Origin of the sequence: Bradyrhizobium sp. SZCCT0148, assembly GCF_018129985.1 — a bacterium.
In the GTDB taxonomy this organism is placed as follows: Bacteria; Pseudomonadota; Alphaproteobacteria; order Rhizobiales; family Xanthobacteraceae; genus Bradyrhizobium; species Bradyrhizobium japonicum_H.
In genome coordinates this window covers 41,472-63,325 of sequence record NZ_JAFCKT010000016.1, presented here as the reverse complement: position 1 = coordinate 63,325, position 21,854 = coordinate 41,472, and the positions used below count along the sequence as shown (strand labels likewise).

Below are 21,854 nucleotides of genomic sequence, written 5' to 3'. Positions count from 1 at the left end.
GGCCATGTACCTCGCGCATGTCTCGCTCGGGCAGCACGCGGTCATTCAGGTGCTATGGCGCTATCTGCGGCCTGTCGACATCGAAGCGCTGACACGCTTCCGTGACAATCTTGCGCATGGGCATCTGGCGCGGCTGATCCGGCCGGCGCTGCTACCGTTCGGGCGACATCATTGGACCAGCGCGCCGCCGCCGTCGGCGGCTCTGACGCCCTCTAAAGCGCCGCTTGCCCCTGAAGCCATGCAGACATGGGCCGATGCGCAGGTGGAGATTCCATTGGACCCCGTTCGCGGACCTGCATGGACCTTGACGAGCCAGACCTTCACCGACGGCTCTACGGTGGTCTCCCTTGTGTTGTCGCACTGCATCGCAGACGGACTGACGACCGCAGTTGCCGTGAGCGAAGCCGTGCGTGGAGAGCGCCGGCTCGCGATCCATCCTGCGGTCCGCTCGGCACACAGCGCGGTGACGGTGCTGGCTGCCGAACTCCAGCGCATGGTGCGCGACGCACCAGCAACACTTCGAGCGCTCCGGCAGCTGGCCCATGCCGCGTGCACCTCACGCGGCACGCCGAAGACACCCGCCGCATCACGGGTCGTGCCAACTGCAGATGACCGGACGGTTGTGTTTCCGTCGGCTTTCATAAGCGTGCCGATGTCGGTCTGGGACGCCAGAGCACGGAGCCGCGGTGCGAGCCGTCTCACGTTCCTGACCGCGATGACCGCAGCGTTCGCCGAGGCCCTCGGTCGCGTTCGTGACGACGATGTGACGCTGCTGATTCCCGTGAATCAGCGCGAGGGTCTATCGCACACCGGTGGGAACGACGTCTCGCTTGCCACATTGAAGGTGCGCATCGACGAACCGCGCGGGCGCTTGCATGCGTTGCAGCGGCGTCTGCGGGCAACGCTGCTGCAGACAAGACGGGAGCCCAATCGACTTGCTGCGCTGCTGCCCCTGGTGCCCTTCGTGCCCAAGCGCGCATTTTCGGCCGCCAGCCATCTGGCGCTCGGCGCGCTCGCCGACCTGCCGGTCACGTGTTCGAATGTGGGCGACTTGCCCAAGGACATGCTCCAGATCGATGGCAACGCGGCGGATCGAATTTGCTTTCGCGGCATCGACCGCCCGGTCGCGCGCCGCGCGATCGAGGCGCGTCAGGGCGTGGCGACGCTCTTCGCCGGCGTCATATCCGGAAATGTCTTCCTAAGCTTCGTTGCCTACCAGCCTGGCGTAGTAACGGAGCCTCGGCATCTTCGAGCGCTGGTTGAACGTCTCTTGGCTGATCACGAATTGGCTGCCGAGTTCTTCGATGCTTGAGACGGACACGACCGGCGCCCTCAAAGCCACTCGGCACCGCCTCGCCTGGCTCGACCAGCTGGCCTATGAATTGTTCAGGGTCACCGGCCGGAGCCAGCTGATGCAATGCCTCTGGCTCTACGATCGTGAGGTAAATAGCGCCGCGCTGGGGCAAACCTATGAGCGACTCATCTCACTGTCGTTCAATCGGCTCATCGAGCCGTCATCCTTGCCATGGGGCAGGCCTCGCTGGGTGGCTGGGACGTCCGTTCCGTTCGATCAAAGTTCGGATACCCTGCCGCGATCGCAGCTGCTGCAGTGGGCGAACCAGCAGGCGCGCGCGCCGGTAGACCCTGTCGTCGGTCCGGCCGGGCGAATGGCCATCCAGCCATTCGACGACGGCAGCACAGCCGTGAGCATCGTCGGATCGCATCTGGTGCTCGACGGAATAGGAGCTTTGCGCGTCATCGCCGCTGCCGTGAACGGAACCGGCGTCCCGAACCCGTACTTGCCTCACGGAGCTCGCAGGCGACTGTCCGGCTGCCTGTCGGATGCGTGGCAGATCATCGCCGATGCCCCGCAGACGATTGCCGCACTCGCTCGGATTGCACAGGCGGGTTGGTCTCGACCCGTCGCTCCCGAGCAAAGACCGGCCGTTCCAGCAGCAGACGCAATCCACGACCCAACAACGATCGTGGAACTTCCCTCTGTTGTGGTGAGTGTTGAATCGCGTCTCTGGCTCGCGTGCGAGCAACGGCTTGGTGGCGGTATGAGCACGCTGCTGCCGGGCTTCGTGGCCTCGCTGGCATCGCGTCTGGGCCGCCGCCGTGTGTCGGATGGCGCGATCAGCCTGCTTGTCCCAAGAAGCCGAAGGCGTGGGCTGGCCGACGAACGCGCGCTGGCGATCGAATTCCATATGATGAACGTCGCTCCCGAAGGCCTGACCGAGAGCCTGGAGCCCGTGAATGCCGCAAGGGCCCTGCTCCGTGGCGCGAGGAAAAGCCAGACCGATGTACTGACCTCGTTGCTTCCTGCCATCGCTTTGATGCCCCGCACCGTCGCAAGCACGCTTGTGAACCGGTTGTTCGATTATGCCGACGATCTTCCGGTAAGCTGTTCCGACCTTGGAATGCTGCCGGAAGGGCTCGCGCGGATCGACGGCACGCCGTGCCGGCACTTGCTGACACGAGCCGTCGATGTCAACGTCACGCGCCAGGACCTGGAGCGGTCCCACGGTCATCTCGTCGTCGTGGCTTCCCGCTACGACAAGACCGTTTCTCTCTGCATCGAGGCCTGCCAGTTGCGACCCGCAGCAACGACGGTCGACGAACTTCGTTTGCTGGTCTCTCAAACACTCACCGACTTTGGGCTTGAGGCAGTCATCGACGCTTGATCCCGGCACGTGACTGAAGCCGGTCAATGCAAGTGAATTTCGAATCAATGGGAGATAAATCCTTGATGGGCAGTGGTCATATCGTGCAGCAGGACGACAGGGGGGCTTGACGATTGAGCTCGTCTGCCAACGAACGGCCTGACGGACGCAACCCCGAGGTCAGGGCGGACGATGTCCTGTGCTATATGGACCAGGCCTCATTCGTCGGATTGCGGGCGCTCGGACGCGAGCCGGCGATGCAACTCACCTGGCTCTATCCTCACGCGATCGATGAGGCGGCCGTGACGCAATTCAGCGAGCGGCTCGCACACGGATTGCTCGGACGCCTGCTGCAGCGTTCACCATTGCCATGGGGGCGGCACCGCTGGGTGGCGAACCCCGTGCCGGGCTCGGTGGCGTGGTTCCGCGACCCGCTCCCTCGTGAGCGTTTGCCCGAGCTGCGGCGTCTGCTGCTCGATCTCCCGGTGGATCCCGAGCGCGGACCTGGCTGGCGCCTGGCCGTCCAGGCGCTGGAGGGCGGTGGCTGCGTGCTGACATTGCTGGTGTCGCACACGATCGCTGACATGCGTGCCGCCAGTCTGGCCATCGCCGACGCGGTGGCCGGTCGACCTCTCGATCACGGGTTTCCGGCCCCGTCATGGCGCTGGTCCCCGGTGATGCTGGCGCGCGACAGTGTCGAGAGCCTGCGAGCCCTGCCTGACGTCTGGTCCGCCCTGGCGGCTCTCGCGCAGCGGTCGCGCAGGGCAGGTTTGCCCGCTTCGAGCCCCCGCGTGCGAAGCAGACGGGACCGCTTCGAGCCGGCCGTGGACGCGCCGGTCGTGCCGGTGGTCATGGACGCGGGGGCGTGCCAGCAGCGTGCGTCCGATCTCGGCGTTGCAAGCAGCACGCTGATCATGGCATTCGTGGCACGACTCGCGTTTCGGGTCGGCCGCGTGGACGCCTCGGGGCGGGTGAAGCTGGTGCTGCCGGTCAGCGACCGTCGTTCCGGCGACCGGCGAGGCAACGCGCTGCGGTCGATCACGGTGATGGTGGACCCTGAAGCCTGCCGCAACGATCCGCGCGCGTTGCAGCAAGATTTCAAGGCTGCGCTGGCCTCGCTGAACCGGCACGGCGATGATCTGTCGCCATTATTTCCACTGATTCCGTATGTGCCGCTGTGGCTTGTGCGGCATCTGGAGCAAGAGGTGCTCGGGGCTGGCCTGCCGGTTGGATGCAGCCTGGTCGGCGAATTGCCGCCCGACGTGAACCGTCCCTGTGGCGAGGCCTTGCTCCTGCAGGCTGCGCCCCTGCAGCGCTATACGGCCTCGGAGCTCGCGCGGCTCGGTGGCGTCCTCTTCCTCGCGTGCTGTCGTGTCGGCGAGCAGCTGTCCTGCACAGTGTGCGGCTACGTGCCGGACCGCGTCACGTCCCACGCCGAACTGATGCCGTTCGTGCGCGATGCGCTCGCGGACATGGGCCTGTGCGGGACGATCGGCTGACGATCAGCGATCGACAGGGTGCAACGCCCGCCGGGCGTTCAAGCGACCCGCAGGGCGTCCACGATCTTCATGCGGGCAGCCCGCACGGCCGGCAGGAATCCGCCGAGAAAGCCCATTATGAGGGCGAAGACGAGCGACCGCAGCACGATCCCGGGCGTCAGCACAAACCGAAATGCGAGCTCCGAGAGTGATGTCCAGTTGAGCGTCGTAATCTTCACCTGCGTCATCAGTGACGCAAGCAGGATTGCAACGGCCCAGCCGATCAGTGCAAGCAGCAGCGCCTCGACGAGGAACGCGATCAGGATCCGCGAACGCCGAAACCCGAGCGCACGCAGCACTCCTACCTCCATCATGCGGCTGGCCACGGCCGCGTACATCGTAATCGTGGCGCCAATGACCGCGCCGAGCGAGAACATCCCCGAAAGCGTGAGCCCGAGCATTTGAATGAACCCGGAGAGCAGGCGTGACTGCTCCTCATAGAAGGTGCGCTCGCGCTTGGCCTCGATGGTGAGGCGGGGATCCGCTTCGAGGCGCGCCTTGAGGGCATCGAAGCCGGAACGATCGGCGAGCCGTACCGTGATCGACGAGAAAAAGTCCCGGCGGAACGATTGCATCAGCTGCTCGCTGTCGCCCCAGATCTCGGAATCGAACCCGCTGCCGCCCGCGTCGAACCGGCCTACGATCCTCCAATCCCGCTGGGCAAACCGGAGGCTCGATCCGATCTCGACGTCTTCGAAGCGTCCGGCGAGGGCGCGCCCAATGACGATCTCGTTGGATCCCTGGCGAAACATGCGCCCCTCGGCGATCCGCACTTGCGGGCGCACGGCCAGAGCGGCCGGACCGACCCCGCGGATCAGGAGGTTGCTCGCCTGCCTGGACTTGCGTCTTTGCTGCGAGATCAGAACCGCCACTTCCTTCGATATGAGCGGCGCGCCTTCGGCTCCAATCATGATTTCGGGCTGGCTTTCGATGATCCTCGCCTGACGGCGGTCGATCATGCTCTGGATCTCGACTTCAGCGGAGCGGCGCACCAGGATGATGTTCGTATCTTCGCCGGTCGCGACGAGCGTTTGCTTGAGTCCGGAATCGAGCATGAGCACGGCGGCATAGACGAACACGACGAGAGCCATGCCCGTCGCGGTGAGGAAATTGGTGAGCTTGCGCTCCTGCAGGTTTCGCAAGCTGTAGGAAAGCAGCAACGGCATGGTCAGCCCAACGCCCGGAGACCGTTGACGATGCTGACGCGGGCTGCCCTGCGCATCGGCAGGGCTGCGGCGAGGATTCCGACCACCACCGCCGCAAGGGCCTGCAGCATGACGGTATTGACGCTCACGATCAGGGTCGGGAACAGCGTGGCGGAGAGCTCGGCCAGGTGCGCGGCGACCGGGGGCGTGAGCCCGATGCCGATGGCACCGCCGATCGAGGCGATCAAGACGGATTCTGCGAGGATCAATCGCGCCACGTAGCCGGGGCTGAAGCCGATGGCTTTCAAGGTGGCATACTCGCGGAGCCGCTCGCGGGCCGTCATCGCCATGGTGTTCGCCATGACCGCCAGGATGATGAAGATCACCACGAAGGAGACGACACGAATGGAGATGAGGATCGCCTCGGTCTGCTTGACGAAGCCGATCTGGAACGCGCGCTCGGTCTCGGTCAGCGTCTCGGCAAGCGAGTTTCGAAATATTTCGTCGATGGCCTGGCTGACGTCTGCGACGCTATCCAGGCTGGCGACGTCCACGGCGAACACGCCCACCTGGTCGGCCTGCGCCTTGGAGCGCAAACGCAATGTTTCGTTGAGGTAGTCCCAGCGGAAGAAGAGTTGCGACGTGTCGGTCTTCGGATCCCGGCCGTCGAAGACGCCGCAGATCAAGAATTCCCAATTGCCGGGGAAGATGGTCCCGCGCAGCTGGATCACGTCGCCCGGTTTGAAGCCGTAGCGTTTGGCAAGCTTGCGCCCGACAATCGCGCCGCGGCGCTCGCGCAGGAAGGCGTGCCGCACCTCGTCCGGGACCAGGATCTCGGGGAACATGTCGAGATAGGTCGCGGCATCGATGGCAAACTGGGGAAAGAAGTTCTTCGAATCCTTGTAGACGCCGCCGAACCAGCTCAGGTGAGTGACGCGCCGCACGCCTTCGACGGCGCTGATGCGCTTCTGATAGGATTTCGGCAGCGGCAGCGCGAAGGAGATGGCGTTTCGGGTCAAAAGCCGCGAAGGGACGGCGCCATCCACCCCCGCATACCACGTTTTGACGACGGTCTGGAGCACGCCGAAGGCGAGGATCGCGACGATGAGCCCGACCAGCGTCAGGGACGTGCGGAGCCGATGGCGCAGCACGTTGCGTGCCACGAGCGTGAGCCACTGGCTCATGACCGGCACTCACTCAAGCCGCTGCTCCACCAGATAGGAGAGATCGCCTTTCTCCAGACTCATGATGCGTTTCGCATGCGCAGCGGCGCGGTGATCATGCGTGACCATCACGATCGTCTTGCCCATGTCGCGGTTGAGCCGCTGCATGATCTCGAGCACCTCCTTCGCTGACTGCCGGTCGAGGTCGCCCGTCGGCTCGTCGGCCACAAGCACCGTCGGGTCGGTCACAATCGCCCGCGCGATGGCGACGCGCTGCTGCTGTCCGCCCGAGAGTTCCGAGGGCAAATGCTTGACGCGATCGCTGAGGCCGACCAGGCTGAGCGCAAGTTGCGCCCGATCCCTGCGCTCACGCCGCCCCAGGCTCGTGAGCGTGAGAGGCAGCTCGACGTTCTCGAGGGCCGTGAGCACCGGCATCAGATTGTAGAACTGGAAGATGAAGCCGACGTTCGCCGCGCGCCAGTCGGCCAGTTCGGCTTCCGGAAGCAGCGTGATGTCCTCGCCTCCCACCCTGATCGAGCCCTTGTCCGGACTATCGATGCCGGCGATCAGGTTGAGCATGGTCGATTTGCCCGACCCCGACGGGCCCATCAGGGCGAGGAACTCCTTGCGGCGGATGTCGAATGTGAGTTTGGCAAGGACCGGGACGATCTGCGCGCCGCGCCGGTAGCTCTTGCTGACGTCGCTCAGCGCGATCAGAACGTCCTCTCCGGTCCGCGCCTCGGAGATGTGAACCACGGTCACTTCGTGGCCTGCTTCACTGCGCGCCCGTCGACCAGATCGTCGAGCGGCCTGACCACGACGCGCGTGCCGGCTTTGACGTCGCGGACCTCGATCTGATCACCCACCTTTGCTCCGAGATCCACGCTCCGCAGACGGGCCTTGCCATCCTCGACAACATAGAGATGCTGTTTCCCATCGAACTCGAAGACGGCCGCCATCGGCACCGCAAGAACGGGCTTGCGCTCCGATTCGGACACTTCACGTTCGAGGAAAGCCACCTTGGCGCTCATGTCCGGAAGCATTCTCGGGTCGCGCTTCACGAACCGGGCTTTGACGAGGGTCGACGCCTTGGCGCGATCCACGGTCGGCACCATCCGGCTGACCACGCCCTCGAAACGCTCGCCGGGGATCGCGTCGAGCTGGATCTCGACCGGTTGTCCGACATGGATGCTGAGATACGACGACTCCGCGACGTCGGCTTCCACTTCCAGCGAGTCCATGTCGGCAATGGTGACGACCGCGCCCTTCGTGTCGACCGCCTGTGAGAACGGCGTGATCGTGTCGCCCACGTTGGCGTGCCGCGTCAGGACGACGCCGTCGAACGGCGCCCGGATCTGGGTCTGTCCGACGGCTACTTCGGAGGCGCGGAGATTGGCCTGCGCCGCGGCGATGGCGGCCCCGTACCCGGCAAACGCAGCGCGCGCCTTGGCAAGGCGTGCCTCGGCGGTTTCGCGCGTCGAGTCGCTGATGATGTTCTTCTCGCCGAGGGCCTCGGAGCGCTTGAACGCGATTTCCGCTTGCGTGAGCTCCGCCCGTCCCTGGGCGAGGTTGGCCTCCGCAACCTGCACGTTGGCGGCTGCCTGGTCGCGCATCGCCGCCGTGTCGCTGCTCTCGATCCGGGCGATCAGCTCACCCTCGTGCACTTTGCTGCCTTCGAGCACACCGAGCCATTCGAGACGGCCTGTCGCCTTCGAGGCGACGGACGCCTTGCGTTGCGCTACGACGTACCCTGTCGCGTTCAGCAGCGTCAGCGCCTGCGACGGATAGACGGAGTAGACGACCGCCGTTTCGACGACGATCTGCGTATGCCGCCGCCACATCCAGATTGCGCCGGCGATGCCGACGAGCAGCGCGACGAGAAGGACCCGTCCCAGGAGCCGGCGGAATTGCCTGCGGCGCCGCGAGCCAGCGCTACGATCGATGGCAAGCGCGGACAGATCGGGGGCGTCGGGTGCGCCGTCGTTCAAGGCCTGGGGCAAAGTCATGGTCTGATCATGGACTTTCGAACAAAACAGCGCAGACTTTGAGAAAATGTCTAATTGGGCAAGCCGTAAGCCATGCGCTTGACCACTGTCAATTAGCAGAAAGCGCCGCGCTTGACATCCATGAGTTCGCGCTCTCCAAATCTTCTCATGGTGTCAGACATGGCCGGTGGCACCCGCGCCGCGCGATTGCCATCCTCGACACTTCGACCCCCGAGGGACCATCCAGTCTGCCATCGCGGTCCAAGGGATCCGAGGCGACGTCGCGCCTGCGGCTAAGGCCGGTTGACATGCCGGGTCGCGGCAGAGCCGTACAAGGCTCGCTCCTTGGGTCGGGAAGCGCGATCCCTAGGTGATCGCGACCCCGATCATGGCCAGACACGTCAGGAGCCCCAGGATCGGCACCCAGATCGGAATCCGAACGTGCCGTTCGACCGAATGGACATGGCGCGCGCGAATGCAGAGCAGTGACAAGTTCACCATCGCAAACGTCGCCAGCGTGGCGACCGAGGTGCCGGTGGCCAGTCGTTCGATCGGAAATACGAGCGCGAGGGCGATCACGGAAATCATGACCAGGCCGGTCGCGATCACGGGTGTGCCGGTGCTCGCGTGGACGCGAGATAACAGGCGTGGCAGGTCGCCCTGCCGCGACATTCCGTAAATGACGCGCGCGGCCATGGTCATCTGGGCGAGGACGGTATTCAGCGTCGCGACGACGGCAATCACGTTGAGCGGCACCGGCTCCATGCCCGTTACGGTGCGGAATACCAGGCTGAGCGGAGCAGGCGAGGCGGCCAGGCGATCCGTCGGCACGGCTGTAATCGATATCGCGGCGATGAGAATGTACAGGGCCGATGTTATCATGAGAGTGAGAGCCATGGCGCGCGGAATGTCCCTGTGCGGAATCCTGGCCTCTTCGACCACGTTTGCCAGGTCCTCGAATCCGACAAAGGCGAAGAACGCGAGCAGGGATGCATAGGCGATTCCCGAGAGGGCTGCTGCGTTGATCGGTGGAAAGGCGACGAGCGCCGAGGGGAATGATGGCATATGCCAAATGGCCGCGAGAATGATCCATGCGAGCCCTCCGGCTTCGATGACCGTAAACACACCGGCCAACACGACGGACTCGAGAATCCCCCAGGCTGCGATCGCTCCCAGCGACATGACGACCGCGACGACGATGACTGGCGTGGGTAGATCGACGAATTGCCTGATATAGCCGACACTGCCCAGAGTGACCGCGCTGGCTGCGACCACACCCGTGCACAGTGTCAGGAGCCCGACGATCGTCGAGAGCAGCCGGGAATCGAATGCAGCTCGCACATAGGCTGCTTCACCGGCGCTCACCGGATATCTCGTCGCCATCTCCGCGTAGGATGCCACCGTGAGCCCCATCACCAAGGCTGCCAGCAGGAACGACCATACGGAATATGGGCCGGCGTGCCCGGCCACGGCGCCGATCAGAACATAGATGCCAGCGCCGATCGTGATGCCGGTCCCGTAGAGGACAAGCAAGGGAAGGCCGAGCCGGCGGCGCAGATTGCCTGAAATGTCGGCGGATGAATCGGTCATTTGAAGAGAAGCGATCGCTTGCTTGACCGGATGTCAGTAACTGACCGTCCTCAGGGCCGCTTGATTTGCGTCAACGGGATCGCCGGGAAACGCGAGATAAAGAGGTGATCCGAGCAAAGGAGCAGCGCGATGTCTCTTGCCAGCGTCATGGTCTACGTCGATTCCCAGCAGCAGGACGAGGGGCAGATCGCGGTCGCTGAAGGCGTCGCGAACAGCTTTGGGGCGGCCCTGCTCGGCGTCTCGGCCATCGCAGTGGAGCCTCCGTTCGTCGCCGAAGGCGTGATCATCGAGCAGACGACCGCCGACGATCTCGCGCGCATGCGCGCGACTCTTTCGGCGAAGGAGGCATGGTTCAGGCGCATTGTTCGCCTGCCGAGCGAAAAGGTGGAATGGCGTTGGGCGATTGGCTTTCCGACGGAATTCCTGGTCGAGCAGTCCAGGGCGGCGGACCTTGTCGTGGTCCGGCGCAGCCGGCTGAAGGCCAAATCCACTCACTATCTCGATGCGGCCGGAGCCATGTTGCGGCTGGGCCGTCCGATCCTCGCGGTGCCGGACGGCATCACCGCATTGTCGGGTGATCGGATCGTGGTCGGCTGGAAAGATGCCCGGGAGGCGCGACTGGCCGTTCGTGACGCACTGCCGTTTCTGACGCGGGCTTCGCAAGTCACGATCGCCGAAATCTGCACGTCGAGCGAACAGGATGCCGCGCGTGATCGGGTGCGAGACGTTGCCAGGTATCTTCAGCGGCACGGCGTCAATTGCCAGCACGAGGTGCGCGTGCATACGGCGGAACCCGACGCAGGCTATCTCGTTCGGCTGGCCGCCGACGTCGGCGCCGACCTCGTCGTGACCGGCGGGTATGGACATAGCCGACTGGGAGAATGGATTTTCGGCGGCATGACGCAGAGCCTGCTGCAGCAGGCTCCGACCTGCCTGCTGATGTCGCATTGACGCCAACACGCCAAACCGATCCCCTCTTTCAGTCGCGCGAATGGGAGCCGGTCGCGGTGTTGAGCTGAATCAAGCAGAGACCTCCCTTTCGTCATTACCATTCAAGCTGCTGATGGCGGATGGGAGAGCAGGTTGGAATCCGATCAAGGTTCACGGAAGCCGGGCCTCGCGATGGCGGCCATTCTGGCCGGTGGCTTGCTGCTCGTCGTGCTGCAGTTCGGCCTCGCTGCGTACAGTTCGACCGAAACCATTCCCTACAGCCAGTTCGAGCAGTTGCTCGCCCAGGACAAGATCGCGGAGGTGTCCGTCGGCTCGGATACGATCCAGGGGAAATTGAAAGAGCCGCTTCCGGGCGGCAAGTCCGCTTTCATCTCCGCCCGGGTCGATATGGCCTTGGCCGAAAAGCTCGCGGCGAAGGGCGTGAGCGTCACCGGCGTTCCCGGTGGTGGAGCGTTGCAGACATTGCTGTCCTGGATCTTTCCGGTCATCGCCTTCTTCCTGATCTGGTTCTGGATGGGCCGCGGGATCGGTGGCGCCCAGGGCCTGGGCGGGCTGATGTCGATCGGCAAGTCCCGCGCAAAGGTCTACGTCGAGAAGGACATCAAGGTCACCTTCGCCGATGTCGCCGGGGTGGACGAGGCGAAGTTCGAGCTGCAGGAAGTGGTCTCGTTTCTGAGGGATCCCAAGAGCTATGGTCGCTTGGGAGCGCACGTCCCCAAGGGCATCCTGCTCGTCGGACCGCCGGGGACGGGAAAGACATTGCTGGCCCGCGCGGTGGCGGGAGAGGCCGGCGTCCCGTTCTTCTCGATCTCGGGCTCGGAATTCGTGGAGATGTTCGTCGGCGTCGGCGCCGCCCGGGTTCGGGATCTGTTCGAGCAGGCCCGCAAGGCGGCGCCATGCATCATCTTCGTCGATGAGCTCGATGCGCTGGGACGCAGCCGCGGGCCGCAGTCGTTCGGCGGTTACGACGAGAAGGAACAGACCCTCAATCAGCTCCTGTCCGAACTCGACGGCTTCGACCCGAGCGGCGGCGTCATTCTGCTGGCGGCCACCAACCGGCCCGAGGTGCTGGATCCGGCCCTGCTGCGCGCGGGCCGGTTCGACCGCCAGGTGCTGGTTGATCGGCCGGACAAGATCGGGCGCGTCGCGATCCTGAAGGTGCACGCCCCCAAGATCCACATCAGCAAGGAGGTCGATCTCGACAAGGTGGCTGGTCTCACGACCGGCTTCACCGGGGCCGACCTTGCAAACCTCATCAACGAAGCCGCGATCGCGGCGACCAGACGGAGCGCCGCGGAGGTCACGTTCGATGATTTCGTCACGGCGATCGAGCGGATCGTCGCCGGCATCGAGAAGAGGAGCAGGGTGCTAAGCAAGGGCGAACGGCGCAGGGTCGCGTATCACGAGATGGGCCATGCGCTCGTTGCGGCCAGCCTGCCCGGCGTCGATCCCGTGCAGAAGGTGTCCATCGTCCCGCGCGGAATCGGCGCGCTCGGATACACCATTCAGCGTCCGACCGAAGACAGGTTTCTGTTGACGGTCGAGGAACTGAAGAACCGCATCGCCGTGCTGATGGGAGGACGCGCGTCGGAGCATTTGATCTTCGACGGGGCGATCTCGACCGGTGCAGCCGATGACCTTCAACGTGCGACCGAAATCGCGATCGAAATGGTCACCAAGTACGGGATGGACGAGACGGTCGGGCAACGCACCTATGCGCCGAAGCCGCAGGCCTTTCTCGTGGCGGTGCAGGACAAGATCGTTGCGGCCGCCGAGGCAACCGGCCGCGAGATCGATCTCGCCGTGCGCAATTTGATCGAGGAGGGAGACCGCCGCGCCCGGGAGATCCTGCAGCGCCGGCGGGCTGATCTCGATGCCGGCGCCGAACTGCTGATCGCAAATGAGACCCTGACGTCCGAGCAGTTTGCGCCGTTACTAGGTCAGCGTAGTGGCGAAAGCGGGTCGGTTGCCGCGTGATGGCACGGGGTTGAGGGACCCGACGTCGCGTTGCTTGTGGCCAGTGCCCGTTCAGCCTGTCGGAAAGATCAAAGACCGCGCGAGCTGATCTTCTTTCGCATGCGATGACACGAATCCTCCAGGAGCGTTTGAAGATTCACGATGTTCACCAACAGCTCATCGGCTTGTCGCCGTTCGAGCGATCCGAAGGCAAAGCCGTCGCGCAGCTTCGTGACTTGGTCCACGCGCTTACGCCCGGCTGCGGTTCGACTTTCGGCAAACTCGAGCTGCTCCAGATCGTGTCCGAGCCCGTCCTCTTCGCAAATCAGCATTTTGGTGATCGCGCTCCGGCGGTCGGGCGCAAGGTCGGCGCCATTCAGCAGCGCGATGTAGTGGTCGACATTCGCCCGCGCGATGTATCGATACATGGCGTATTCCCCCGTAACTCGACGGTTACGTGCACCCCGTACATATTACCGCCACGGCGGAGGCTGGCGAGGATGCTGTCCCCCGGATCGCAGTGGCGGTCCGGTGTCATGGTAGCGCAAAGGTGCAGCGAGCGCCATGGGGATGCCGGCGCGAGCCTGCCTCCTGATCAAGGCGCTGCAGCCTGCTTGATCCGCATCAAGCCCGAACTCCGTTGATGCCTTAATATGTCAGTTGCGTAACCCGATCGACGGTTACGCTCCCAGATGGCCGCCGAGGTCAATCCCCCATCTCGGCGGCTCCTTTTTTCAGAATCACGATTTCAACAGGGCGGCGCAGAAGCCGCCAGAATGGGTCCATGCAAACTTACTATTTCGACATCAAGGACGGCGTGCCGCTCCGGGACAGGTCCGGATTGGAGCTTGTGAGTGACGGGGCCGCCATCGCGCACAGCAAGAGCTTGGCCGACCAGGTTCGCAGAGAAAAGCCGACAGGCCATCCCGACCTGCGGGTCGTCGTCATCGATGAGAACGGCCGGGAAGTCCACCACGAGCGAATTTATCCAGACGCCACCTGATCACTGGCCCGCCGCCGCGCAAGCCGGGCCGCGATCGTTCGGCCCGGCCGCATTATTTCTTCTTGCCGCTGGCTGCTGGCGAAAAGATCTGATTGGCGGGCGGTTGCCCGCCGGTCGGAACGGCGATCGCGATGAAGCCGCGTCCCATCGAGGTGTGACAGGCGTTACAGCCGTCGGTCAGCCCGCGCATGGAAACGGCGAACTTGCGATTGTCTCCCGCCGCGATCGCGTCGGCGATCGAGAGCAGCGGCTGCTTCATCGTGGTCACGTTGCTGATCGGAATTGCCGGGTAGAAGAGGGCCGCTTCTGCCAAGCTATTGGTCAATTGGCGCAGTTCATACGCGGCGAGGTCCCAGTTACCCGCCTTGCCTGCATGCCACAACTTGAGATGCTGAAGTTGGACCATGCTCATGACCTCGACGAGGCGAGGCGCTTCCTGCTTGCTGTTCGCGGAGGGCGGAAAGTCGGACTGGGCAATTGCGGATGAGACCGCGCCCGCCGAAATCACCAGAACCGCGCACCAATTCTTCAGCGTCATCCGACCATTCCTTGCTGATTGAAGGCTTGAATATCAGGACCACGCTCCGGGCTCTTGCGGTGAATCAATCCTGCTGCCGCTCCGCGGCGGACGAAAACCACGAGGGGGAGCCGCGCGGTGCGGATCATCCGACAGCAGCTCGACGATGCGCACGTCGATCGCAGTGCCCGGCGGTGCCGCTGATGCCGACGACGACGCCTTGCCACCCACTGATGTCAAGATCGGTGCAACTATGGGCGCGCCGGACAGGCCGACGCTTGCCCGCATCGCACGGGGCTCGTGTTGCCAAGCGGTGCCAGGTGCTCAGAAATTCGTGGCCAGTGCGGCCAGACGTCGATGGGCCCTATTCCGCGCAGCCTCGATCGGCTGCTGCGGTCCCGTGGTTGGCCCGATCGGCACGAAACGGACATTGTCGATACCGATGAAGCGCAGGATGTCGCGCAGGTAGGGCGTCGCCATGTCGATGCGGCCGCGGTTCATGCCGGTGGCGAAGTCGCTGCCGCTGGCGAGAATCACCAGCGTCGGCCGGTCCTCGAGCAGCGGCAGATAGCCCTGCGATGGGTCGAACCGAAACGTCAGCCCGGGCTGCACGATGATGTCGAACCATTGCTTGAGCTTGTAGGGAATGCCGAAGTTCCACATCGGCGTCGAGATCAGCACGCGATCGGCCAACGAAAACCGCAGCGCCATCCGCTCGGCCTCTGCAAAGCCGGCGCGCTGCGCGTCGTTGAATGCCTGCCCGGTCAGCCGGGCGTATTTGGCCTCGACGATCGGGCCCGAGAATTCCGGCATCCGCTCTCGCCAGAGGTCCATGACGTCGAGGTCCCAGTCGGGCCGCGCCTGGCGAAATCCGTCGAGAAAGACGCGCGCACCGGCGGTCGACTCGGAGTCGGCGCGGGGTGAGCAGGAGATGTGCAGGAGCTTTGCCACCGCTCATCTCAGCGCGTTGATAACGGCGTCCGCTCTCGTGACGATGGCAACGTTCTGCATTGCGAAGTTGATCGAGGCATTGTGCCAGTCGGCGTTCATGGTCGAGCAGCAATCTTCAGGCACGATCATGAAGTAACCTTTGTCGGCCCCGGTGCGGGCGGTGTGCTCGACCGACATGTTGGTCCAGGCACCGGTGTTGATGATCATGTCGCGCCCGGTCGCCTTGAGGATGGTTTCCAGCCGCGTGCCTTCCCAGGCGCTCATCCGCATCTTCTCGACGACGAAATCGCCCGGCCGCGGTTCTAGCCCGGAAACGGGTGCCGCGCCCCAGCTGCCGCGCACCATCGCCTTGCTGTCGACCAAGCCTTCGAACAGCGGTGCGTTCAGCGTCACGCCGGGTGCGCCCGGCTCAACCACGAACCAGACGTGGATGATGGCGACGCCACGGGCCCGCGCGGTCTCGGCGAGGCGGCGGACATTCTCGACGACGTGCTGCTGCTTCGCATGCCCGGGCGCGCCCGACTCGGCGAAAGCTCCGCCATCCATGATGACGTCGTTCTGGAGATCCTGGATGATCATGGCACAGCGCTGCGGATCGAGCCGCATGTCGCCGTCGGCGAGGATCGGCGCCGTTGGCGAGGCGCTTGCCGCCTGGCCGCCGCCGCTTCGCCGGCCAGCCATGTAGGGCTCATGCCGCGGGCCGACCTTGGTCGGAATGGCGTAGACCGAATGCGTCGAGGTTAGATACAGCGTACGGAAATCCGGTCCGCCCCAGGCGAGGTTCGCGACCATCTCTGGCACGCGGACCTTGCCGAGCAACTCACCGCGTCGCGAATAGACCCAGACGCCGCCGGGCGCGGTGACCCAGACATTGCCATGCTGGTCGCATTTCATGCCGTCGGGCAGGCCGGCCTCCAGCTCGGAGCGGATGCCGCTTGCGAACACCCGCGCATTCGACAGCGAGCCGTCGGCATTGACGTCGAAGACGCGGATCAGCGCCTGCACGGTGTCGTTGACATAGAGCAGCGCCTCGTCCGGCGAAAAGCACAGCCCGTTCGGCTGGTCGAACAAATTGCGCTCGACCACGAGCTTCGGCTCGCCCCCGGGCACGACGCGATAGACGCCCTGAAAGCCGAGCTGGCGCGGCCGCTCGACGCCATAGACCGGCATGCGGCCATACCAGGGGTCCGAGAAATAGATCGCGCCGGAGGAGTGCACGCAGACGTCGTTCGGGCTGTTCAGCTCCTGGCCCTGGAAATGCGATGCCAGCACCTCGCGTCGCCCGTCCGACCGTTCGCGGATCAGCGACGAGGTCGCGTGCTCGCAGACGATCAGGTTGAGCTCGGCATCATAGGTCATGCCGTTGCACTTGTTCGAGGGACGCTTGACCTCGGCCACACCGCGCCGCGGGTCCCAGCGACGGCGTACGTCGCCCGGCATATCCGAGAACAGCAGATAGTGGTCGACCGGGTGCCAGATCGGCCCCTCCGTGAAGTCGAATCCGGTGCCGACCTGCGCGACCGGCGCGTAGGGGTCGACCAGGGTTTCGAATTCGCTTCGCAAGGTGACGTGCGTCATCGGTCGATCCCTCCGGTCATTCAGGCCGGGAACCAGTTGCGCGCGGGCAGGGACTGCACGATCGGTCCGGGGACCTGATCGTGCAGGCGCCCGACGACGTTGCCGCCTTCGATCTTGGCGGGGCGGTCGTGCACCGGCAGCAGATAGCGCGAATTGCTCAGCAGCTTCTTGATCGAGGCCTTCTCGGCGCGTTTGCTGGTGCCATGGTTGCCTGTCGTGCGCGGCTCCCAATCGTTGATCTCGTTGAAGGGCGTCACGATCTGATCGTTGAAGTCGTAGATCACGTCGCCGCAGATCGTCGCAATGCCGTCGGCGGTCTCGACGATGACGTTCATCGAGCCCTCGGTGTGCGCGTTGGCAGCGTCGCAATAGACGCCGGGCATCAGCTCGATCGGGCCGGTGATCTCCAAATCAAGGAAGCGCAGCGCGCTCTTGGTGTGCAGGCGGTCGATCAGGTGCTTGATGTCGGGCGCCGGATATTGCGGATGCATCAGGCCGGAGACGGAATATTCGAGCTCCTTGCGGTTGAGCACGACGGTCGTGTTCATCGAAAACAGATCATCCTTGCCGGCATGGTCGATGTGCAGATGGGTGTGGCAGACGAAGCGGACGTCGCCCATGCGCACGCCGTGGCGCGCCAGCTGGTTTTCGATCATGTTCTCGTGGTACTGCAGCCCGCGCATGCCCAGCGTCTCCATGATCTGGTTGGAGCGGTAGCCGGTGTCGACCACGACCGGATATTTGCCCCCGAGGATCAGGAAGCCGAGGGTGAGGACGCGGCGGGTGCGACCGCAGTCGCGGCCAAGCACCAGAAAGCTCGATTCCAGTTCGATATCGCCATAGTCCAGGATCTTGATTTCCAGCGCCATTCGTTGCCCTCCCTGTCTGTTTCTTGTTTGTCAAAGCCGGTAGACTCGCGTCGCGGTCGTCCTGAAGATGGCGTCCTGCTGCTCCGCGCTGAACGGCGCGGCCGCCGCGCGAAAGGCGCCGACGAGCTCGCGATAGCTGGTCCACAATTTCTCGATCGGAAAATTGGAGCCGAACAGGCAGCGCTCGGCGCCGAAGATGGCGACGGTATCGGTGAGCACGGCGGCAATGTGCGCCGGGTCGTTGCGATGGATGAAGGTGCCGAGCCCGGACAATTTCGATACGATGTTCGGGCAGGCGGCGAGCCGGGCCATCCCGCTGCGCCAGGCGGCGCGGCCGGAAGGCGATAGATCCTCCAGCATGCCGGCATGCTGGAGGATGAAGGTCACGTCGGGGCAGGCTTCGGCCAGCGCGGCGGCGTCCGGCATCTGCGGGGTGAAGACCTGCAGGTCGAAGCTCCAGCCATAGTCGGCGAGACGCGCGACGTTGCGGCGGATCATCGGATCGGCGCAGAGATCCGCCCGGGCTGCAAAGCGGTACAACGGGTTCTCATGCCAGTGCAGCTGCATGCGCACGCCGCGCACCAGCGGATAGCGCTTCAGGCGATCGAGCTGTGGGCGCACATCGTCCACGGCAAAATCGGCATATGCCACGATCGCGTGTGGCCAACCGTGCTCGTCCTTGGTCTGTTGCACCCAGGCCGTCTCGTCCTCGAAGCGGTCGTTGGCCCAGTTGGTCTGCACATAGACCGATCGCGTGACGCCGGAGCCCATGAGGTCATCAAGAAATTCTTGAATCGGATAGTCGCGACGGATCGGTTCATAAGGCCCGAAGATCCGCGGCTGCATGGGGCCGGTCAGCCAGGGCAGGTCGGCCTGCCGCCAGATGTGATGATGGCCGTCGACAATCCCGGTCACGCCGCTCTCCTTCGTCCCAATGCCAGAATGTGGGCGACGATCGATGCACTCGAACCGCCATCCACGAGGTCGTCGACGAAGCGCTCGATTGCGACGAGCGCTTCGGTCTGCGGGCGAAAACCGGGACTCGTCGCCAGCGGCGTCAGCCAGCTCAGGCGCCAAGCCCGCCGCGACAGCTTCGCGACGGCGTCGCGAAGTGCGTCGGGCTCGCCCCGCTCGAGACCATCGGAGACGATCACCACGGCGGCGCCGCGCGCATAGCCGCCGAAGCGCGGCACGGCGAGGAATGCTTGCAGCGCATCGCCGATGCGGGTGCCGCCGTCCCAGTCGCTGACGAGATGCGCGGCGGCGTTCATCGCCTGCTCGCGGCGCTTCAGCCGCAGCGGGCGGGTGATGCGGGTCAGCCGCGTGCCGAAGGTGAAGACCTCGACACTGGGGGCCGCCTGCACCAGCGCATGTGCGAGCTTCAGGTTCTCCTCGGTGCGGCTCTTCATCGAGCCGGAGACGTCGATCAGCAGCAGCATCTTGCGCGGGCGCTGGCGCCGCTTCATGTGACCGAGCCGCATGATCTCGCCGTCGCTGCGGACGCTGTCGCGCAAGGTGCGGCGGAGGTCGGCGAAGGGCCCGCGTCGGGCATGCATGCGGCGATGGCCGCGCCGCCGCGGCAACCGGCGTGGCGCTTCGCGAGCCAGGCGGCGCAATGCATCAGTGCTCGATGTCGCCCCGAAGCGGCGCTCGACCAGCGCCTCGCTTCGGGTTGCAGCGAGACCGGACTCGTTGGCGTCGTCGGCGAGCAGCGGTTCCTCATCACCGCGGCCCTCCTCCTGAAGCCGGACGGTCTCGTCGTCTTCGCCGTCCCGGGGCCGCTCGATGGCCTCGCTGCCGTGGAAATGCAGGTCGAACAGCCGGTCGAAGGTCGAGCGGCGTTCGGGCGGGGGAGCCAGTGTCGCCAGCGCGGCTTGCCTGATGTGCTCGATGCTGCGCGGGCCGAGCAGCTCGATCGCGGCCAGGAATGTGGTGGTCTGTTCCGGCGCGACGGCAAAGCCGTTCACGCGCAGCAGCGGTACAAAGGCGACGAAGATGCGCGCGGCGCGCGGGAGCTGCGGCTCGGCGGTCATGCGGTCACCTCCGCAAGCATCGCATCGAGCCGCGGCGAGATGAAATGTAGGTCCTCCTCGTCCTTCAGCGCCACGCCGATCGAGCGTTTGAACGCCTCCGGCCAGCGCGCGCCGCCCCTATGCAGCAGCGTCGCCGCCTCCGCCCAGTCGACGGCCTCGGCAATGCCGGGCGCCTTGCTCAGGGGCTCACGCCGCAGTTTCTCGACGGCCGCGACGACGGCGCGGGCGGTGGCCTCGGCGACGCTGGAAGCGCGCATCATGATGATTCGCGCTTCGCGCTCCGCGGTCGGATAGTCGATCCAGTGATAGACGCAGCGACGGCGCAACGCTTCGTGCAGATCGCGCGTCCGATTCGAGGTCAGCACGACCACGGGACGTTCGGTTGCGCGCACCGTGCCGCGCTCGGGAATCGAGATCTGGAAGTCGGAGAGGAACTCCAGCAGGAAGGCCTCGAACTCCTGATCGGCGCGGTCGATTTCGTCGATCAGCAGCACGGTGGAATCGGGCGCGCGGAGCGTGGCCAGCATGGGACGCTCGATCAGGAAGGTCTCGCCATAGATGTCGATGCTTTCGTCGCCGGCCTGCCGGATCGCCAGCATCTGGCGCGGGTAGTTCCACTCATAGAGCGCGGCAGAGGCGTCGATACCCTCGTAGCATTGCAGGCGGATCAGGCGCCGGCCGAGCACGGCAGCGATCGCTTTGGCCGCCTCCGTCTTGCCGACACCGGGTGCGCCTTCGAGCAGCAGGGGCTTGCCGAGCGCGAGGCCGAGATAGGCCGATGTCGCAAGGCCCTCGTCGGCGAGGTAATAAGCCGCGCGCAGCGCCTTCTCCAGGGCCTCCGGGCTGTCGATGCCGACGATGTTGCTGCGAACCGCCACGGCCGATCCCCTAGCGCCGCGCCTGCGGCCGCGCGCCGCCCTGGGCCTTGATTGCGCGCAGCACCTTTTCGGGCGTGATCGGCAGGTCGTCGATGCGCACCCCGACGGCGTTGAAGATCGCGTTGGCAACGGCCGGCAGCACCGGATTGGCGCACATCTCGCCGGGACCTTTGGCGCCGAACGGACCATCGGGGGCGGGGCGCTCCAGCACCGCGATATCGTGCGGGCAGATGTCGCCGGGGCCGGGCATCAAATATTCGACGAAGTCGCGGGGGCCGTGAACGGGATCAGGATAATAAGGCTCCGGAGTTTCGTAAAGCGCGTGGCTGACACCCATCCAGGCGCCGCCGACCAGCTGTTGCTCGACCAGACGCGGGTTGAGCGCGCGCCCGAGCTCGTAAGCCGAGTCCATCCGCACCATCGCGACCTCGCCGGTCTCGTCGTCGACATCGACCTCGGCGACCAGGCAGGCATGGGCGTAACAGGTCGCCGGCGACATCTCGCCGGTCTCCGGGTTCACTTCGGAGAGCGGAACGAGAAAGATGCCGCGTCCCGAAATGGTCTTGCCCTGCTTGAACTGTGCGGCAATCGCAACATCCTTGGTCGAGATCGAGCGATGCGGGGCGCCCTTGACGTGGATGTTGCCGCGGCCGTCGGTTTCGAGATCGGCAGCGTTGACCTCGAGCTCCTCGGCTGCAGCCTCCATCATGACGCCGCGCGCTTCCCGGGCCGCAGCCATCACGGCATTGCCGACGCGATGGGTGCCGCGCGACGCGAACGAGCCCATGCAATGCGGGCCGGTGTCGGAATCCGCCGTGTCGACATAGACGTCCTCGACCGGCACGCCCAGCGTCTCGGCGCAGATCTGCCGCGTCACAGATTTCATGCCCTGGCCAAGGTCGATCGACGACAGCGCCACCGTGAACTTGCCGCTGGGATTGGAGTGAACCAGGGCCTGGCTTGGATCGCCGCCAAGGTTCATGCCGATGGGATAGTTGATCGACGCCATGCCGCGTCCGCGATGCCGGGTCATG

20 protein-coding genes are annotated in these 21,854 nt (G+C 64.9%); 6 read left to right on the top strand and 14 right to left on the bottom strand.

The features are described 5' to 3' along the window. The first annotated feature begins 4 nt into the window (after positions 1 to 4). The 3 genes from JQ580_RS29840 to JQ580_RS29830 all read left to right on the top strand — a co-directional run bounded on the left by JQ580_RS29840 (position 5) and on the right by JQ580_RS29830 (position 4,162). Complete coding sequence (locus tag JQ580_RS29840; RefSeq protein ID WP_212284294.1) at positions 5 to 1,312, top strand: condensation domain-containing protein; 1,308 nt, start codon at positions 5 to 7, stop codon at positions 1,310 to 1,312. Beyond that, the gene (locus JQ580_RS29835; RefSeq protein WP_212284292.1) at positions 1,305 to 2,684 is read left to right on the top strand and encodes a hypothetical protein; all 1,380 of its coding nucleotides are present in this window, start codon (positions 1,305 to 1,307) and stop codon (positions 2,682 to 2,684) included. The genes JQ580_RS29840 and JQ580_RS29835 overlap by 8 nt, the downstream gene beginning before the upstream one ends. A 185-nt stretch (positions 2,685 to 2,869) precedes the next feature. Next, positions 2,870 to 4,162, top strand: coding sequence for a hypothetical protein (locus JQ580_RS29830; RefSeq protein ID WP_212284290.1), 1,293 nt, complete (start codon positions 2,870 to 2,872; stop codon positions 4,160 to 4,162). 38 nt (positions 4,163 to 4,200) lie between these two features. On the opposite strand, the gene JQ580_RS29825 is transcribed toward JQ580_RS29830, so the two are convergent. The 5 genes from JQ580_RS29825 to JQ580_RS29805 form a co-directional block, all read right to left on the bottom strand. Continuing rightward, on the bottom strand, positions 4,201 to 5,367 hold the full coding sequence (locus tag JQ580_RS29825; protein WP_212284289.1) for an ABC transporter permease: 1,167 nt from the start codon (positions 5,365 to 5,367) through the stop codon (positions 4,201 to 4,203). A gap of 2 nt (positions 5,368 to 5,369) precedes the next feature. Continuing rightward, on the bottom strand, positions 5,370 to 6,530 hold the full coding sequence (locus JQ580_RS29820; RefSeq protein WP_212284287.1) for an ABC transporter permease: 1,161 nt from the start codon (positions 6,528 to 6,530) through the stop codon (positions 5,370 to 5,372). A 9-nt stretch (positions 6,531 to 6,539) separates the two neighbouring features. Continuing rightward, positions 6,540 to 7,256: an ABC transporter ATP-binding protein gene (locus JQ580_RS29815; RefSeq protein ID WP_409363235.1), complete on the bottom strand. Its 717-nt coding sequence runs from the start codon at positions 7,254 to 7,256 to the stop codon at positions 6,540 to 6,542. Between the two features lie 11 nt (positions 7,257 to 7,267). Next, positions 7,268 to 8,515 carry an efflux RND transporter periplasmic adaptor subunit gene (locus JQ580_RS29810; RefSeq protein WP_212284283.1) on the bottom strand — a complete coding sequence of 416 codons (1,248 nt, stop codon included), beginning with the start codon at positions 8,513 to 8,515 and terminating at the stop codon, positions 7,268 to 7,270. 345 nt (positions 8,516 to 8,860) lie between these two features. Further along, positions 8,861 to 10,084 carry an APC family permease gene (locus tag JQ580_RS29805; RefSeq protein WP_212284281.1) on the bottom strand — a complete coding sequence of 408 codons (1,224 nt, stop codon included), beginning with the start codon at positions 10,082 to 10,084 and terminating at the stop codon, positions 8,861 to 8,863. 129 nt (positions 10,085 to 10,213) lie between these two features. Between JQ580_RS29805 and JQ580_RS29800 the strand changes: the two genes are divergently transcribed. Then, positions 10,214 to 11,035 (top strand): universal stress protein, encoded by an 822-nt coding sequence (locus JQ580_RS29800; protein WP_212284280.1) that lies wholly within the window; start codon positions 10,214 to 10,216, stop codon positions 11,033 to 11,035. Between the two features lie 132 nt (positions 11,036 to 11,167). Then, entirely contained in the window at positions 11,168 to 13,012 is a 1,845-nt protein-coding gene (gene ftsH / locus JQ580_RS29795; protein WP_212284278.1) for an ATP-dependent zinc metalloprotease FtsH, read from the top strand. Positions 13,013 to 13,080: 68 nt separating this feature from the next. Here the strand turns inward: ftsH and JQ580_RS29790 are convergent, their stop codons facing one another. Then, positions 13,081 to 13,419: a hypothetical protein gene (locus tag JQ580_RS29790; protein WP_212284276.1), complete on the bottom strand. Its 339-nt coding sequence runs from the start codon at positions 13,417 to 13,419 to the stop codon at positions 13,081 to 13,083. Between the two features lie 356 nt (positions 13,420 to 13,775). On the opposite strand from JQ580_RS29790, the gene JQ580_RS29785 reads away from it, so the two are divergent. Continuing rightward, positions 13,776 to 13,994: a DUF6894 family protein gene (locus JQ580_RS29785; RefSeq protein WP_212284274.1), complete on the top strand. Its 219-nt coding sequence runs from the start codon at positions 13,776 to 13,778 to the stop codon at positions 13,992 to 13,994. A gap of 52 nt (positions 13,995 to 14,046) precedes the next feature. Here JQ580_RS29785 and JQ580_RS29780 read toward each other — a convergent pair whose 3' ends face one another. From JQ580_RS29780 to JQ580_RS29745, 8 genes are all read right to left on the bottom strand, one after another. Further along, positions 14,047 to 14,532, bottom strand: coding sequence for a hypothetical protein (locus JQ580_RS29780; RefSeq protein WP_212284272.1), 486 nt, complete (start codon positions 14,530 to 14,532; stop codon positions 14,047 to 14,049). Between the two features lie 303 nt (positions 14,533 to 14,835). Then, a complete protein-coding gene (locus JQ580_RS29775) occupies positions 14,836 to 15,462 on the bottom strand; it encodes an FMN-dependent NADH-azoreductase (protein WP_212284270.1) in 627 nt (208 codons plus the stop codon). A gap of 3 nt (positions 15,463 to 15,465) precedes the next feature. After that, positions 15,466 to 17,040: an isochorismatase family protein gene (locus JQ580_RS29770; RefSeq protein ID WP_212284268.1), complete on the bottom strand. Its 1,575-nt coding sequence runs from the start codon at positions 17,038 to 17,040 to the stop codon at positions 15,466 to 15,468. A gap of 20 nt (positions 17,041 to 17,060) precedes the next feature. Next, positions 17,061 to 17,909 (bottom strand): MBL fold metallo-hydrolase, encoded by an 849-nt coding sequence (locus JQ580_RS29765; protein WP_212284266.1) that lies wholly within the window; start codon positions 17,907 to 17,909, stop codon positions 17,061 to 17,063. Between the two features lie 30 nt (positions 17,910 to 17,939). Then, positions 17,940 to 18,824, bottom strand: a complete 885-nt coding sequence (locus tag JQ580_RS29760) for an amidohydrolase family protein (protein ID WP_212284264.1) — start codon at positions 18,822 to 18,824, stop codon at positions 17,940 to 17,942. Then, positions 18,821 to 19,942 carry a vWA domain-containing protein gene (locus JQ580_RS29755; RefSeq protein ID WP_212284262.1) on the bottom strand — a complete coding sequence of 374 codons (1,122 nt, stop codon included), beginning with the start codon at positions 19,940 to 19,942 and terminating at the stop codon, positions 18,821 to 18,823. Before JQ580_RS29755 ends, JQ580_RS29760 begins: the two co-directional genes overlap by 4 nt. Continuing rightward, on the bottom strand, positions 19,939 to 20,820 hold the full coding sequence (locus tag JQ580_RS29750; RefSeq protein WP_212284260.1) for an AAA family ATPase: 882 nt from the start codon (positions 20,818 to 20,820) through the stop codon (positions 19,939 to 19,941). Before JQ580_RS29750 ends, JQ580_RS29755 begins: the two co-directional genes overlap by 4 nt. Positions 20,821 to 20,830: 10 nt before the next feature. Further along, positions 20,831 to 21,853, bottom strand: coding sequence for a xanthine dehydrogenase family protein molybdopterin-binding subunit (locus tag JQ580_RS29745; RefSeq protein WP_106952329.1), 1,023 nt, complete (start codon positions 21,851 to 21,853; stop codon positions 20,831 to 20,833). Position 21,854: the final 1 nt, after the last annotated feature.